A 13896-nucleotide genomic window follows, 5' to 3' on the forward strand; every position below is an offset into this window, starting at 1 on the left:
AAGAGGTGCGAGCCTCTTTTTTTGTTTATCTATATCCTTACCTGTCGGTCTTCTGACCGCTGGCCTGTGACAAACATGGTAAAGGTTGCCTTGCAGACATTTCTGCCTTCTTGATTGGTGATATCGACATCCACGACACAGGTTGTGCGACCTTGATGGACACATTCTCCTTTAATGGTCAGCACATCGTCGAGTTTTCCTGCCTTGAGGTAGTTGATAGAGGACTGGAGCGTCACTCCATCAAGCCCCAGAGATATGACCACCAAACCGCTGATCTGGTCGCAAAGGGTAAAGAGATAACCACCATGGGCATTGCCATAGTAGTTGAGCGACGAATCCACTACTTTTGTCGTTACTACAACGTGACCATCTCTCATTTTTTCAATTTCGTAATTTTCAAAGGCAGATATAGCGTCAAAATGAAAATCTTTCATCGTTTCCTCCTGATATTTCAAACGACACTATGATACTACTTTTTATAGGACTGTGCAAGGAGAAAGCTCCTAGTCTAGCAAAATTCCGACCTGCTCCACAAAGCGCATAAAGGCTGTCTGCCCTTGTTCTGTCTGCTTGTAGACTCCTGCATCCTCAAGCACACGAGCAAAGATAGCACCCACAGAGTCCTTGACGATTTCAAGGGCTTTTTCTTTATCTGTTAGGTCTGGATGTTGGGCTTTTAGTTGGTATGCCCATTCCTGATGATAATCGGCAACTGTCTCCCCTTCTCCCACTAGGTAGTTAGCGACTTGCTCCACTTCTTCTTTCAGACGTGGTGGCAAGATAGCCAAGCCCATGACCTCAATTAAGCCGATATTTTCCTTCTTGATATGTTGGACATCCTTGTGGGGATGATAGATGCCATCAGGATGTTCTGCAGAAGTCTGATTGTCCCTCAAGACCAAGTCCAACTCAAACTGACCGTTGCGTTTACGGGCAATCGGTGTGATGGTATGATGCGGTGTCCCATTACTTTCTGCCAAGACTTGCACCCTTGGATCTGAATACCGACGCCATTCCTGCAAAATCTTATCAGCCAAGTTGATCAAATCTTCTTTGGAATCCGAAGTCAAACGCAACACTGACATTGGCCACTTGACAATCCCAGCCTTGACCTGCTCAAAACCTGCAAATCGAAAGGTCTTTTGCAAGGGAGCCAATTCCATAGGAAATACGTGACGGCCTCCCTGATAGTGGTCATGAGTCAGAATAGAGCCACCCACAATCGGCAGGTCTGCATTAGAGCCAGCAAAATATCCTGGAAACTGCTCTACAATAGCCAGTAGACGCTCAAAACTCTGACGGCTAATCGTCATGGGACGATGCTGCCCATCTAAGAAAATACAGTGCTCATTAAAGTAAGCATAGGGCGAATACTGGAAGCCCCACTCCTGACCAGCCATTTCAAAACGGATAATACGGTGGTTACTGCGAGCTGGGTGGTTGACCCGACCATGGTAACCCTCATTCTCTAGACAAAGCTGACACTGCGGATAATTGCTAGCTTGCACCAACTTGGCTGCCGCAATCTCTTTCGGATCCTTTTCAGGCTTAGAGAGGTTGATGGTAATTTCAAGTTCACCGTAATCAGATGGAACACGATAAGCGATATTTTTAGCAATAGCCTTGAGTTTGATGTAGTCATTTTTCTGACTGAGTTGGTAAAAATCCGCTATCGCTTGCTCAGGAGAGTGGGCATAGGTTGCCCAAAAGTCACGATTAACCTGACTCGGACAAGGAGTCACCAAGTCCATCAGTTCAGCACCAAGGATTTCACGTGCAGTCTGACTATCCTCAATCATCTCTAATCGAACGGCTTCCTCAACCAGCTGGTCCTTGAGGTCAATCACTTTATCCAGATCCGTCTCAACTTCCAAAACACCGTCTCCCACTCGTGCCAAGACACGATTGGTCAGGTAGATTCGATCCATTTCCTCAAATGAACTTTCAGAAATGACATGTGTTACAAATTTATCTACTAAGGTCACCATAAAGCCTCCTTTTGACTAGTCAAGGACGCGAGTGCCACCTGCAACTTCAGCGATATAGAAACTTGGAGCGTATCCAACTACTTCCTCGTAGTGTTTGCCTACAGCTTCCTTAAAGGCATCAACAGCATCTTTTTGCACCAAGGCAATGGCACATCCGCCAAAACCTGCCCCTGTCATACGAGCACCTAGAACTCCTTCTTGTGCCCAAGCTGTGTGAACAAGAGTATCCAATTCCAAGCCAGTTACTTCATAGTCATGTTCTAGAGAAACGTGAGAAGCATTCATCAAACGACCAAATGTTTCCAAATCTCCTGCTTGAAGGGCTACTTGAGCTTTGAGGGTACGTTGGTTTTCAAGCACAGCATGGCGAGCACGTTTCAAACGATTTTCGTCTTTAATCAAGTAGCTATATTCATCAAAAGTCCACTCGTCTAATTCACCCAAGGTCTGAATATCTAAGGTAACTTGCAACTCTTCCACTGCTTTTTCACACTCAGCACGACGTTCATTGTATTTAGAGTCGGCCAATTCACGGCGTTTGTTGGTGTTCATGATAACAACGACATTGTCCTTCAAATCAAGTGGCACCAAGTCGTATTCTAAGGTGTTGGTATCTAGGTAAATAGCACGTTGGTCAGCCCCCATACCGATAGCAAACTGGTCCATGATACCAGAGTTGACTCCGATAAAATTGTTTTCTGTTTGTTTTCCGATTTTAACCAAATCCAAACGGTCTAATTTTAAGTCAAAGAGATGCTCAGCCACTACTCCTGTCAAAAGTTCCAAGGATGCTGAAGAAGACAAGCCAGCACCATTTGGGATATTCCCATAAACATAAAAATCAAAACCTTTGTCAATCACGTGCCCAGCTTCTTGTAAGAAATGAAGGACACCTTTTGGATAGTTGGTCCAGTTGTGCTCTTTTTCAAACTTGAGGTCAGCGAGAGGCACTTCGATAATACCCTTGTCCTCAAAGTTAGCTGAGTAGAAACGTAAAACTTGGTCGTCACGCTTACGAGCTGCACCGTAAGTTCCCAAGGAAATAGCAGCAGGAAAAACGTGCCCACCGTTGTAGTCTGTGTGTTCACCAATCAAATTGATACGACCTGGTGAAAAGAAAGTTTGGTCTGCTTCTTGACCAAAAACAGCAAGAAAGTCTTTGCGAAGCGCTTCAGCAGTAAGATGTTGTGTCATATGATTTCTCCTTTTACTGTTCGTTAAGCCACCTTAACGTGTAATCGTTTTCTTCTATTGTATCCAAGGGATTTCCCAAGGTCAATCCTTTTTACTAAAATTTTACTAAAATATCAGTAAAAAGCAGAAAAATATGATATACTAACCTTAAAAAAGGAGGATTTATGGCTACCTTAAAAGACATTGCACAGCTAGCCTCTGTCTCTATCGCGACCGTATCCCGCGTCCTCAACCGCGACCAGAGCCTATCTGTTACAGAAGAAACCAGACACCGTATTTTAACCGTTGCTGAAGAGCTGGGCTACACCAAACACCTCAAGACAGGCGAGTCCCACAAACCCAAGCAAAAGATTGCCATTATCCAGTGGGTTAGTGAACAAGGAGAGCTCGATGATCTCTACTACTACCAGATTCGCCTAGGCATAGAAAAAAGAGCCCAAGAACTGGATTACGATATCTTGCGCTATTTTAATGACCATCCTTTTACCCTAAGCGAGGAAGTGATTGGGATTCTCTGCATCGGAAAATTTAGCCGAGCTCAGATTTCTGCCTTTGAAGAATACCAAAAGCCTCTTGTATTTTTAGACAGTGATACTCTTTCACTAGGACATACCTGTATTATCACGGACTTCTATACAGCTGTGAAGCAAGTTATAGACCATTTCCTAAGCCAGGGAATGGACCATATTGGAATCTTGACAGCTCTCGAAGAAACAACCGACCAAGTAGAAATCATCCAAGATAAGCGCCTCGATAACTTCAGAGACTATACTCAATCTAAAGGTATCTATTATGAAGAACTGGTCTTTCAAGGAACCTTCACTGCCCAGTCTGGCTACGATTTGATGAAGGAGGCCATTCAGAACTTAGGTGATCAACTTCCACCAGCATTTTTTGCTGCCAGTGATAGTTTAGCCATCGGTGCCCTCCGTGCCCTCCAAGAAGCTGGAATCAATCTACCAGACCGCGTCAGCCTTATTTCTTTTAATGACACTAGCCTGACCAAGCAAGTTTATCCTCCCCTTTCCAGCATCACCGTCTATACCGAGGAAATGGGCCGTGCAGGCATGGATATTCTTAACAAGGAAGTCCTCCACGGTCGCAAAATTCCTAGTCTGACTATGCTAGGAACCAGACTGACATTGAGAGAGAGTACAAGAAATGATTAGAATTACAAAACGACCTCTAGCAAGGCTGTTTCTCTAATAATCTCTATGATTCCGCTCCAACTCACACCTTTCGCTTATGTGCTTGGTGACTTTCTAGGTCAGCATCAACTTCAATGGTAATATTTTGAAAGCCACAATCTTTGAGGAAAATTCGAATAGATTCTTTACAAGTTTCCATATGCTCCATCTCTTTTAAACAAACATGGACAATGGCATTTTTTTCCAAACCATCCATAGTCCAGAGATTAAGCTGATTGATACTAGCGACATGGTCCAATTCTGCTAAATCCGTCTTGATCTTCTGGATATCTACTCCTTCTGGCACTGCATCGAGGAATATCTTGAGCGTGCTCCAAAAACGTGGAAGGGCTTTTGACAGAATAAAGAAGGAAATAGCAAGAGACAAGAGCGGATCCAAGATATACCAATCGGTAAATCGAAGAATAATCGCCATTAGAATGACGGCCAACCAACCAAGAGTGTCTTCCAAAAAATGCAGGCTAAGAATTGACTCGTTCTTTGTTTTCCCCTTACGAACTACCAGACTTGCTAGCACATTAATGGCTACTGCAATGATTCCCAGCCAGAGTATGCCTTCCTCATTGACGGGTTGCGGGTGAACAATCTTTGTGACATTTTCCAAGATCACTAGGACAGACCCTATCATAAGAATCACAGCCGTTATCATGGCTCCTAAAAGGCTAAAACGCTTGTAGCCCAAGGTATAATGGCTGTCTTCTTCACGATTGGAGATACTTTCCAAAAAGGCTGAGATCCCAATAGCAATCGCATCTCCCAAGTCATGCACCGAGTCAGCAAGAACTGCACTGGACCCAAACACTCCACCAGCGATAAACTCGACAATGGCATAAGTCAAATTTAAGAAAAAAGCTAGCCAAACAGTATATTTTGCCTTCATATTTCTCATTCCTTTGTTATAATAGATTTATGAACATCTTGTTCATTATCATTATCCACTAAAACTCAAAGAAAGGATAGAAGCAAAAGGTCAGCTTTATTCAGTTCTGAACAATTTGCCTCAAGTGTCCATATGACTAACATTGACCGCCGTACTAGTAAAACAAAAAAAGCCATCTATCAAGCTTTTCTACAACTTTTGAACACTAAGGGCTACGAGGCCACTACTGTTCAGGATATTATTGATCTCGCAGATGTGGGACGTTCTACTTTTTACTGTCACTATGAGAGCAAGGAGCTGCTTCTGGACGAGCTTTGCCGCTACCTATTCCATCATCTTTTTGAAAGAGAGCAAGCCATTTCAACCGAAGATTACCTCGCCCACCTCTTTCTGCATTTTCAGAAAAATCAAGACCATATCACCAGTCTGCTATTCTCCAAGAATGACTACTTCCTCCGCCAACTCCAGAGAGAGTTGGAACACCACGTCTACCCCATGCTGGTTGATGATTTGAAAGAAGCACACCCAAGTCTGCCTGCTTCTTATCTCCAACACTTAGTTGTAACCAACTTTATCGAAACATTGACCTGGTGGCTCAAAAAAGGTCAAGACTTCACAAATCAGGAAGTTGTCCAGTTTTATCTAGACCTTCTCATTTCTAAAGACTAATACTCAATGAAAATCAAAGAGCAAACTAGGAAGCTAGCCGCAGGCTGTACTTGAATACGGCAAGGTGAAGCTGACGTAGTTTGAATTTGATTTTCGAAGAGTATAAATACAGACTAGAGCTCAGTTGCCTTATGCCCAGGCTACTGAGTTTTTATTTTTTCGACAATAAAAGAGGACCTACTGATCCTCTTTTTCATCATCTCGAATCCTTGATTTTCAACATTATCTATTTTAACCGAAAACTCAAAACAGTACTTTCAAACTTTTTTATTAGTTAGGTAAATCAGTATTCTGCTTAGCAGCCTTGCTCCACTGGTACCATCCAACTAGACTGTTAATGAGATAAATTAGATATTTCCCTTGGATTTGCAGGCTTTCTCCCCACCAGAGATAGATTGAAAAGACATTAGTAGCTGCCCAGAATATCCACTGTTCACGGTAAACAGCTGTCATGAGGATTTGCCCTACTCCATTGGTCGCATCAGTGATGGAATCGCGATAAGGACGATTAGCACCAATAGACTGATAAATGAAGCCAAAGGCCAACCACCAAAGAACACTAATGGAAAGATACTTGGTCCAACCCTTTCCGTCCAGCTTACGCGCGACAAACTCCTGCTTTTCCTTCTTAAACTGTGCTTGGTAGATCCACACTAGAAGTCCAATTGGCTGCATGACTGTGAAGTAAAGTGTTGTCAGCACCTCACCATAAAAGCCTTTCTGTAGGGCCAAAATAAGATAAATAACAGAGTTAATCAAGCCAAAAAGATAATTACTTGCCCGACCTTCCGATACAAAGATAACACAGATAATCCCAGTTAGGCTACAAATCATCCCAATCCAGTCAACAATACGGTGTTCATAAATCAACTCCAGCCAGAGAGGGAAACTTCCTAAAACTAGCAAATAAAGCCACTGGGCAAAACTGCGATGGGCAAAGAGGTCATCCCAAATAGCCTTCATAGTTCCTGAAAATCCTAAATCAGACATAGCCGTAACCATACGACGGTAACCACCTGACATTTCACCTAGGGTTGTTTTGATATTCTCAATTTTCTTTTGCAAATAAGTATGCATCATTTCTCCTTTTGTTTTTAAAGAGCCGTGTCTGGATAGACTTTCGGACGCAACGCTCTATTATATATCTACTGAACTGTCTATACACAAGATTTCCATCCTTAGTCGACATGAGCTGGAAATCTTTATTTGTTAAGTAGTTCACAAAACATTATACACCTATTTTGTGAATAGTCAAGTGTATTTACAGTAAAATTTAAAAAATCCTGAAAATTTTCTCTTTCTTTCCATTTTAAGTGACATTCAGTAATTATCACATCAAAAAAGCCCAGACGAAATTGTCTGAGCATTCTTCTATATAATCGTTTAACCAAGTTGAGCTTAGCTTTTCAAGCTATTTCTTCAACAAACCTTGTTCTTGTAGAAATTCCTTGGCTACTTGCTCTGCTGACTTGCCTTCAACACCGACTTGGTAGTTGAGCTGGCTCATCTGGCTTTCAGTAATTTTACCAGCCAATTTATTGAGAACTGTTCCCAACTCTGGATGTTTCTTGAGAAGAGCTTCTTTCATCAGTGGAGCCCCTTGATAAGGTGGGAAGAGTTGCTTGTCATCTTCCAAGACCTGTAAATCATAACGCGCCAACTCTGCATCGGTCGAATAGGCATCTGTGATTTGAATATCGCCTGACTGAATAGCCTGATAGCGAAGGGCTGGCTCCATGGTTGCCACATTGAGATTGAGACCATACATTGATTGCAAGCCCTTATTTCCATCTTCACGGTCATTAAACTCAAGTGTAAAGCCTGCCTTCAACTGCCCTTCCACTTTTTTCAAGTCCGAAATGGTCTTCAAGCCATATTCTTGAGCAATCTTTTTCGGAACAGCTACAGCATAGGTATTTTGATAAGACATGGGTTTGAGATAGGCTAGATGATCCTGTTTGGCAATACCATCACGCGCTACCTGATAAACTTGCTCTGGCTCATGGCCCGCTTTCGGTGATGGTTGAAGCAAACTTTCAGTCACCGTACCAGTAAATTCAGGATAGATATCAATATCCCCCTTTTTCAGAGCTTCATAGAGGAAGCTTGTTTTCCCAAAATTCGGTTTAACAGTCGCAGTCATACTGGTGTTTTCTTCAATCAGTAACTTATACATATTGGCCAAAATTTCTGGTTCCGGTCCCAATTTCCCAGCAATCACCAAATTTTCTTTCTCTTTTTGAGCTAAGAGGGCTGGACTATAAGATATACCAAGTAATATGGTCACCAAGGCAAAACCAGAAAAAATCGTCCGCAATTTTGCTTTTTCCATCACTTTTAGTAGGAAGTTAAAGGCAATAGCCAGCACTCCTGAAGAAAGGGCCCCAATCAAAATCAGACTGGCATTATTACGGTCAATTCCCAAAAGGATAAAGGAACCTAGCCCCCCTGCCCCAATCAAGGCCGCCAAGGTTGCCGTACCGATAATCAAGACAGCTGCCGTCCGAATCCCAGACATCATAACAGGCATGGCAAGTGGAATTTCAAACTTCTTGAGACGCTCCCATCTGGTCATCCCAAAGGCAATCCCAGCCTCTTGCAGACTCGGATCAATTCCCTTGAGTCCAGTGATGGTATTTTGCAAAATCGGAAAGATCGCATAGATCACTAGAGCTGTCAAAGCCGGCAAGGTTCCAATTCCCATCAAGGGAATGAAGAGCCCCAACAAGGCCAGAGACGGGATGGTCTGGAAAATCCCTGCAATCTGCAAAACCCAATCTGCCAACTTCTCATGATAGCGAAGATAAACAGCCAAAGGAATCGCGATAAAAATAGCTAGTAACAGGGTCAAAAGTGACAACTGCAAATGTTGAGATAGAGCTGTCAACCAATCACTAAAACGATCCTGAAAAGTTGCAATTAAATTAGTCATGAACACTACCTCCAAACAAGTCTGCTACAAATTCTGTGGCAGGAGCTTTTAAAATCGTCTCAGGGTTCGCCACCTGGCGAATCTCTCCATCCTGCAAGACAGCAATACGGTCCGCCAATTTCAAAGCTTCATCCGTATCATGGGTTACAAAAATCGTTGTCATCCCAAACTCTTTATGCAATTCTTTAGTCAGAACCTGCAACTGTTTTCTCGAAATAGCATCCAAGGCTGAAAAGGGTTCATCCATGAGGAGAATCTTGGGCTGACCAATCATAGCACGGACAATACCAACCCGTTGCTGTTCCCCACCAGATAGTTCACTAGGTAAGCGATGCCCATACTCAGCTACTGGTAAACCAACCTTGGCCAAAAGCTCTTCTGTTTTCTTAGCAATTTCTTCCTTAGTCCAGCCCTTCATCTCAGGAATCAGGGCAATATTTTCCGCGACCGTTAGATTAGGAAATAGAGCAATAGCCTGTAAAACATAACCAGTAGAAAGACGAAGTTCACGCTCATCATAATCTTTGATGCGTTTGCCATCCATATAAATATTTCCATCAGTTGGCTCCAAAAGGCGGTTGACCATCTTAATCATGGTTGTCTTACCGGATCCAGAAGGTCCAACTAAAACCATAAATTCCCCATTCTCAATCCGTAAATTGACATCTCTCAAGACATCTTTTTCTGTGTAGCGCAAGGCTACATTTTTGTATTCAATCATTCTGTATCCTCAATTTAAAACTTCCCTCGATTGGTCAAGTCTTCTACCTTAGGCATGACTTCCTTATTGTCCCAATGTTCCACAATTTTCCCGTTTTCTAGACGGAAGATATCGTACCGGGCATAGGCAACTCCATCAATCTGAGTCTGACCATAGCTAACCACATAGTTTCCTTGTCCTAAGAGTTGGAAAACAAAATCAAAAGTGGCCTTTACTTATAAACAGCTAATTTGCTCCATTTTAATCCTCATTTTCCTCCTCTTTCAGATTAGCCAAAATTCTTTCTTGAAAGGCTTCAAACTGACGAATTTCTTCCTCTGAAAATCCTTTGTAAAAGATCGTATCCAATTTCTGACTGACATGATGCCCTACTTCTTTCTGAGACTGCCCCAACTCTGTTAAAACCAAATACTTCTTACGCTTATCTTCTCCACATGGACTAACGGTTACAAGATTTTGTTCCTCTAGTTTTTTAATCATCGTCGTCAGTGTATTATTAGCAAGTCCAGTCGCCAAAGCAATATCTGTCGCAGTTGCGCAGCCAGTTTCACTATTCCATAAAACCGCTAAAATCTTCCCCTGTTCACTACGATAAAGAGCTTCAGGATCTTGGCTCAGTAACTTTTGAAAAATCCGCCCATTCAACAAACGAATATGATGGGCTACCAAATGACTATCTTTCATAACACCTCCAATTTATTTCGATATCGAAATGAATAAAGCAATTATAACACTCATTATTCTAACTGTCAACTATTTCGACTTAGAAATAATTTTTCCCTGTAAAAAAATCTCCCACCCAAGGTAGAAGATTTCAATCTTATAAAACTTAATCCGTCATGTCCGATACCAACGTTCGATGCTCCAACGGAATACTGCACATAACTAGCAAGAAAATGAAACCTGACTGAATCCAGAAGAGGGCCAAGTCAAAGATTCCATGCACAGCAACCACTGTAAGGAAAGACAGATAAAGACCGATAATCGGACGTTTCCCCGACTCCTGACTCATATCCATCATCAAGCGAACAGGAGCAACAGAAGACAAAACTAATAAAATAGTCCCCACAATTCCGTAACTCAGAATCGTATCAATATAAAGACTGTGAGCATGTTCATGATAAGGAGCATTTATCCGAGGATAAGAGTGCATGTAGGTCAATGGCCCCTCACCCCAAAAAGGATTTTGCTTAAACAAGGCCATCCCAGCATCCCAGATAGAAATGCGTTCTTCCATAGAAGAGTCTAAAGTCCCCATCCGAACTCCCAGATCACTAGAAAAGAGGAAACTCAAGCCAATCGCGAAGACTCCAATACTGAGCCAAAAGGCCTTCCAGTTTTTAATGGTCGTAAAGAGATAAATAATGGCTCCAGCGATAATAGCAGGAAAGGCAGTTCGATTTTGCGTAAAATTCAATCCAAAGAGATTCACAAAGCCTGCAAACACACAGAATACTTTCAACCAATTCAACTTTGTCGTTGTAAACAGATAGAAGGCAATCATGATACAGAAACAACAAATAATTCCATAATAATTAGGATTAAAGAAGGTCACTTCTGCCCGATTCTGATGCCATACCTGCATATTGGGTGACAGAAAAGCATAGTTAAATTTCTTTACAATTTGGAAATGTTCTAAACTTGCAAAAGCAGCTGACAAAACGCTACCAAACAAGACGAGTTGCAAAATCAATCGAAAGAATTTATGTGATAAAATCGACTGATAGTGCAAAAAGAAAACAGTAAATAGAAAAATTCCTACTGAAGCCACAAGACCCATCCAATTTTGTGCAAAAATGGATATCACAGTACTATAGCCAAGAAAAAGAAGCAGCATCGGATGCTCCCCCATTTTCTGAAGAATACTTTTCATATCTCCTGTAAAAATCAAACTGATAATATATAAACAGAATAAAACTACAAAAAGATAAAAGGGTAAAAAGATACTCAGGATAATTCCCAATAAAATCATCTCTTTACTAGACAACCCTTTCAGCTTTTCAATAAAGCCTATTGATTTCAAAATGAATCCTTTCTCTCCAAATCAGCTAATTCAGATAATAGTAAGCTACCCTTTATTGTACCACTTTTTTAGCAATTTGAAAACAAAGGAAACGATTCCTAGGTAAAAAAGGGAGAAAAAATACTGAGATTTCAAAACTCAATCTTAGTGATTGCATTTTCTCTAAGAAAATCATGCCGTAAATAGTAGGCATATGTTAAAATAGTAGTAATAAAATATAGATTAGGCGCAACTATCCAAACTAGATTCAAATCATATACTATTCTTAAAGAAAGGCAACACTATGAAATCCTACCAAGCTGTCTACCAAATCCTATCTAAAGAAACCGACTATATCAGCGGAGAAAAAATTGCGGAAGAACTATCCCTAAGCCGAACATCAATTTGGAAAGCCATCAAGCGGCTAGCACAAGAAGGCATTGAAATTGATAGTATCAAAAACAAAGGATATAAACTGATGAATGGTGACCTTATTCTTCCAGAGATTCTAGAAGAAAATCTTCCAATTAAAGTCAGCTTTAAATCCGAAACAAAATCAACACAACTAGATGCAAAAGAAGCAATTGATCTAGGGAATGAAGCAAATACCCTCTATCTAGCTTCCTATCAAACAGCAGGCCGAGGTCGTTTTCAACGTTCCTTCTACTCACCACAAGGTGGCATTTATATGACACTCCATCTTAAACCCAATCTCCCCTATGATAAATTACCATCCTACACACTACTTGTAGCAGGAGCTGTCTACAAAGCCATTAAGAACCTCACTTTAATAGATATCGACATAAAATGGGTCAATGATATCTACCTAAACAATCATAAAATTGGAGGAATCCTTACAGAGGCCATGACTTCTGTAGAAACAGGCTTAGTCACAAATATCATTATTGGAGTAGGAATCAACTTCACTATTAATGATTTCCCACAAGAATTAAAAGAAAAAGCTGCTAGCTTATTTAACGCACCAGCACCTATAACAAGGAATGAATTAATCATAGAAATCTGGCGTGCTTTCTTCGAAACACCAGCAGAAGAGCTATTATACCTATACAAAAAACAGTCCTTCGTTCTAGGAAAAGAAGTGACTTTCACACTAGATCAAAAAGACTACAAGGGGCTTGCTAAAGACATCTCTGAAAGTGGTAAACTTTTAGTTCAATGTGATAACGGAAAAGAAATCTGGCTAAATAGCGGAGAAATTTCACTAAAGAGTTGGAAGTAGTAATAAACAAGCACAAGCAAAATCGACAATATGTAATTGATTGAAGTTAGATTAGTACGTCGTGACTGCTAAAACATTTTTAGAATTTAATTTGATTTTCCTAATCGATTTGTTCATATCTTATTTCAATCTACTATATAAAGATTTTAGCTTTTCTGCAGCCCACTACAGTTGACAAAGAGCGAAAAAAAACTTCAGATAAGTAATCCAATTAAGTTTTACAAATCTGAAGTTTTATTCTACTATTATTAAAAATACAAAAAAAGAGTTATAAACTCTCAATAAAACGGAGAATAAGGGATTCGAACCCTTGCGCCAGTTACCCGACCTAACGATTTAGCAAACCGTCCTCTTCAGCCTCTTGAGTAATTCTCCAATTAATGGGCACGAGTGGACTCGAACCACCGACCTCACGCTTATCAGGCGTGCGCTCTAACCACCTGAGCTACGCGCCCAAGTTAAAAACTTGGTAATTTGAACAAAGTTCAAAGCGGGTGACGAGAATCGAACTCGCGACAACAGCTTGGAAGGCTGTAGTTTTACCACTAAACTACACCCGCATACCTACTATAAGTAAAAATGGCGCGAGACGGAATCGAACCGCCGACACATGGAGCTTCAATCCATTGCTCTACCAACTGAGCTACCGAGCCTTATTGCGGGAGCAGGATTTGAACCTACGACCTTCGGGTTATGAGCCCGACGAGCTACCGAGCTGCTCCATCCCGCGTTAATACAAAAGGAGGATGTGGGATTCGAACCCACGCACGCTTTTACACGCCTGACGGTTTTCAAGACCGTTCCCTTCAGCCGGACTTGGGTAATCCTCCATACTATTCAAATGGACCTTGTAGGACTTGAACCTACGACCACTCGGTTATGAGCCGAGAGCTCTAACCAGCTGAGCTAAAGGTCCAACAAGATCATTATAGCGGCGAAGGGGATCGAACCCCCGACCTCCCGGGTATGAACCGGACGCTCTAGCCAGCTGAGCTACACCGCCATATATCGGGAAGACAGGATTCGAACCTGCGACACCTTGGTCCCAAACCAAGTACTCTA

The 13896-nt window shown here is 41.6% G+C and carries 12 protein-coding genes, 8 tRNA genes and 1 pseudogene; 3 read left to right on the plus strand and 18 right to left on the minus strand.

The genetic code is table 11. The features are described 5' to 3' along the window. Positions 1–29: 29 nt before the first annotated feature. From RWP09_RS03925 to RWP09_RS03935, 3 genes are all read right to left on the minus strand, one after another. On the minus strand, positions 30–434 hold the full coding sequence (locus RWP09_RS03925) for a PaaI family thioesterase (protein ID WP_000651198.1): 405 nt from the start codon (positions 432–434) through the stop codon (positions 30–32). Between the two features lie 69 nt (positions 435–503). Beyond that, positions 504–1985, minus strand: coding sequence for a UDP-glucose--hexose-1-phosphate uridylyltransferase (locus tag RWP09_RS03930; protein WP_314434293.1), 1482 nt, complete (start codon positions 1983–1985; stop codon positions 504–506). Positions 1986–2003: 18 nt separating this feature from the next. Then, complete coding sequence (locus RWP09_RS03935; RefSeq protein WP_314434260.1) at positions 2004–3182, minus strand: galactokinase; 1179 nt, start codon at positions 3180–3182, stop codon at positions 2004–2006. 164 nt (positions 3183–3346) lie between these two features. Here RWP09_RS03935 and galR point away from each other — a divergent pair, with 164 nt between their 5' ends. Beyond that, complete coding sequence (gene galR, locus RWP09_RS03940) at positions 3347–4351, plus strand: DNA-binding transcriptional regulator GalR (protein ID WP_314434262.1); 1005 nt, start codon at positions 3347–3349, stop codon at positions 4349–4351. Positions 4352–4412: 61 nt separating this feature from the next. Here the strand turns inward: galR and RWP09_RS03945 are convergent, their stop codons facing one another. After that, positions 4413–5270, minus strand: coding sequence for a cation diffusion facilitator family transporter (locus tag RWP09_RS03945; RefSeq protein WP_314434264.1), 858 nt, complete (start codon positions 5268–5270; stop codon positions 4413–4415). Positions 5271–5402: 132 nt separating this feature from the next. On the opposite strand from RWP09_RS03945, the gene RWP09_RS03950 reads away from it, so the two are divergent. After that, entirely contained in the window at positions 5403–5939 is a 537-nt protein-coding gene (locus RWP09_RS03950; protein ID WP_000181708.1) for a TetR/AcrR family transcriptional regulator, read from the plus strand. A 270-nt stretch (positions 5940–6209) separates the two neighbouring features. On the opposite strand, the gene pnuC is transcribed toward RWP09_RS03950, so the two are convergent. From pnuC to RWP09_RS03980, 6 genes and pseudogenes are all read right to left on the minus strand, one after another. Further along, the gene (gene pnuC, locus RWP09_RS03955) at positions 6210–7016 is read right to left on the minus strand and encodes a nicotinamide riboside transporter PnuC (protein ID WP_314434296.1); all 807 of its coding nucleotides are present in this window, start codon (positions 7014–7016) and stop codon (positions 6210–6212) included. A 334-nt stretch (positions 7017–7350) separates the two neighbouring features. Continuing rightward, on the minus strand, positions 7351–8871 hold the full coding sequence (locus tag RWP09_RS03960; protein ID WP_314434266.1) for an ABC transporter permease/substrate-binding protein: 1521 nt from the start codon (positions 8869–8871) through the stop codon (positions 7351–7353). Further along, the gene (locus RWP09_RS03965; protein WP_314434268.1) at positions 8864–9592 is read right to left on the minus strand and encodes an ABC transporter ATP-binding protein; all 729 of its coding nucleotides are present in this window, start codon (positions 9590–9592) and stop codon (positions 8864–8866) included. The genes RWP09_RS03960 and RWP09_RS03965 overlap by 8 nt, the downstream gene beginning before the upstream one ends. A gap of 14 nt (positions 9593–9606) precedes the next feature. Beyond that, positions 9607–9798, minus strand: a pseudogene (locus RWP09_RS03970) (polyketide cyclase); the annotation flags it as partial. A 34-nt stretch (positions 9799–9832) separates the two neighbouring features. Beyond that, complete coding sequence (locus RWP09_RS03975) at positions 9833–10276, minus strand: MarR family transcriptional regulator (protein ID WP_314434270.1); 444 nt, start codon at positions 10274–10276, stop codon at positions 9833–9835. A 145-nt stretch (positions 10277–10421) separates the two neighbouring features. Continuing rightward, positions 10422–11615: an O-antigen ligase gene (locus RWP09_RS03980; protein ID WP_314434272.1), complete on the minus strand. Its 1194-nt coding sequence runs from the start codon at positions 11613–11615 to the stop codon at positions 10422–10424. 283 nt (positions 11616–11898) lie between these two features. On the opposite strand from RWP09_RS03980, the gene birA reads away from it, so the two are divergent. Then, positions 11899–12834, plus strand: a complete 936-nt coding sequence (birA, locus tag RWP09_RS03985) for a bifunctional biotin--[acetyl-CoA-carboxylase] ligase/biotin operon repressor BirA (RefSeq protein WP_314434274.1) — start codon at positions 11899–11901, stop codon at positions 12832–12834. Positions 12835–13121: 287 nt separating this feature from the next. Here the strand turns inward: birA and RWP09_RS03990 are convergent. From RWP09_RS03990 to RWP09_RS04025, 8 genes are all read right to left on the minus strand, one after another. Then, a tRNA-Ser gene (locus RWP09_RS03990) sits at positions 13122–13209 on the minus strand. A gap of 6 nt (positions 13210–13215) precedes the next feature. After that, positions 13216–13289 (minus strand) — tRNA-Ile (locus tag RWP09_RS03995). Between the two features lie 34 nt (positions 13290–13323). Next, positions 13324–13394: transfer RNA gene (locus RWP09_RS04000), tRNA-Gly, on the minus strand. Positions 13395–13414: 20 nt separating this feature from the next. After that, positions 13415–13487, minus strand: a tRNA-Phe gene (locus RWP09_RS04005). A 3-nt stretch (positions 13488–13490) separates the two neighbouring features. Beyond that, positions 13491–13564 (minus strand) — tRNA-Met (locus tag RWP09_RS04010). Positions 13565–13574: 10 nt separating this feature from the next. Beyond that, positions 13575–13664 (minus strand) — tRNA-Ser (locus tag RWP09_RS04015). Between the two features lie 12 nt (positions 13665–13676). After that, positions 13677–13750, minus strand: a tRNA-Ile gene (locus RWP09_RS04020). Between the two features lie 13 nt (positions 13751–13763). Beyond that, positions 13764–13837, minus strand: a tRNA-Met gene (locus RWP09_RS04025). Positions 13838–13896 lie beyond the last annotated feature (59 nt).

This window comes from uncultured Streptococcus sp. (assembly GCF_963521255.1).
Taxonomy (GTDB): Bacteria; Bacillota; Bacilli; order Lactobacillales; family Streptococcaceae; genus Streptococcus.

Coding starts and splice junctions, on each gene's coding strand:
- RWP09_RS03925 (WP_000651198.1), bottom strand. CDS start 434: ATGAAAGATTTTCATTTTGACGCTATATCTGCCTTTGAAAATTACGAA.
- RWP09_RS03935 (WP_314434260.1), bottom strand. CDS start 3,182: ATGACACAACATCTTACTGCTGAAGCGCTTCGCAAAGACTTTCTTGCT.
- galR (WP_314434262.1), top strand. CDS start 3,347: ATGGCTACCTTAAAAGACATTGCACAGCTAGCCTCTGTCTCTATCGCG.
- RWP09_RS03945 (WP_314434264.1), bottom strand. CDS start 5,270: ATGAAGGCAAAATATACTGTTTGGCTAGCTTTTTTCTTAAATTTGACT.
- RWP09_RS03950 (WP_000181708.1), top strand. CDS start 5,403: ATGACTAACATTGACCGCCGTACTAGTAAAACAAAAAAAGCCATCTAT.
- pnuC (WP_314434296.1), bottom strand. CDS start 7,016: ATGCATACTTATTTGCAAAAGAAAATTGAGAATATCAAAACAACCCTA.
- RWP09_RS03960 (WP_314434266.1), bottom strand. CDS start 8,871: ATGACTAATTTAATTGCAACTTTTCAGGATCGTTTTAGTGATTGGTTG.
- RWP09_RS03965 (WP_314434268.1), bottom strand. CDS start 9,592: ATGATTGAATACAAAAATGTAGCCTTGCGCTACACAGAAAAAGATGTC.
- RWP09_RS03975 (WP_314434270.1), bottom strand. CDS start 10,276: ATGAAAGATAGTCATTTGGTAGCCCATCATATTCGTTTGTTGAATGGG.
- birA (WP_314434274.1), top strand. CDS start 11,899: ATGAAATCCTACCAAGCTGTCTACCAAATCCTATCTAAAGAAACCGAC.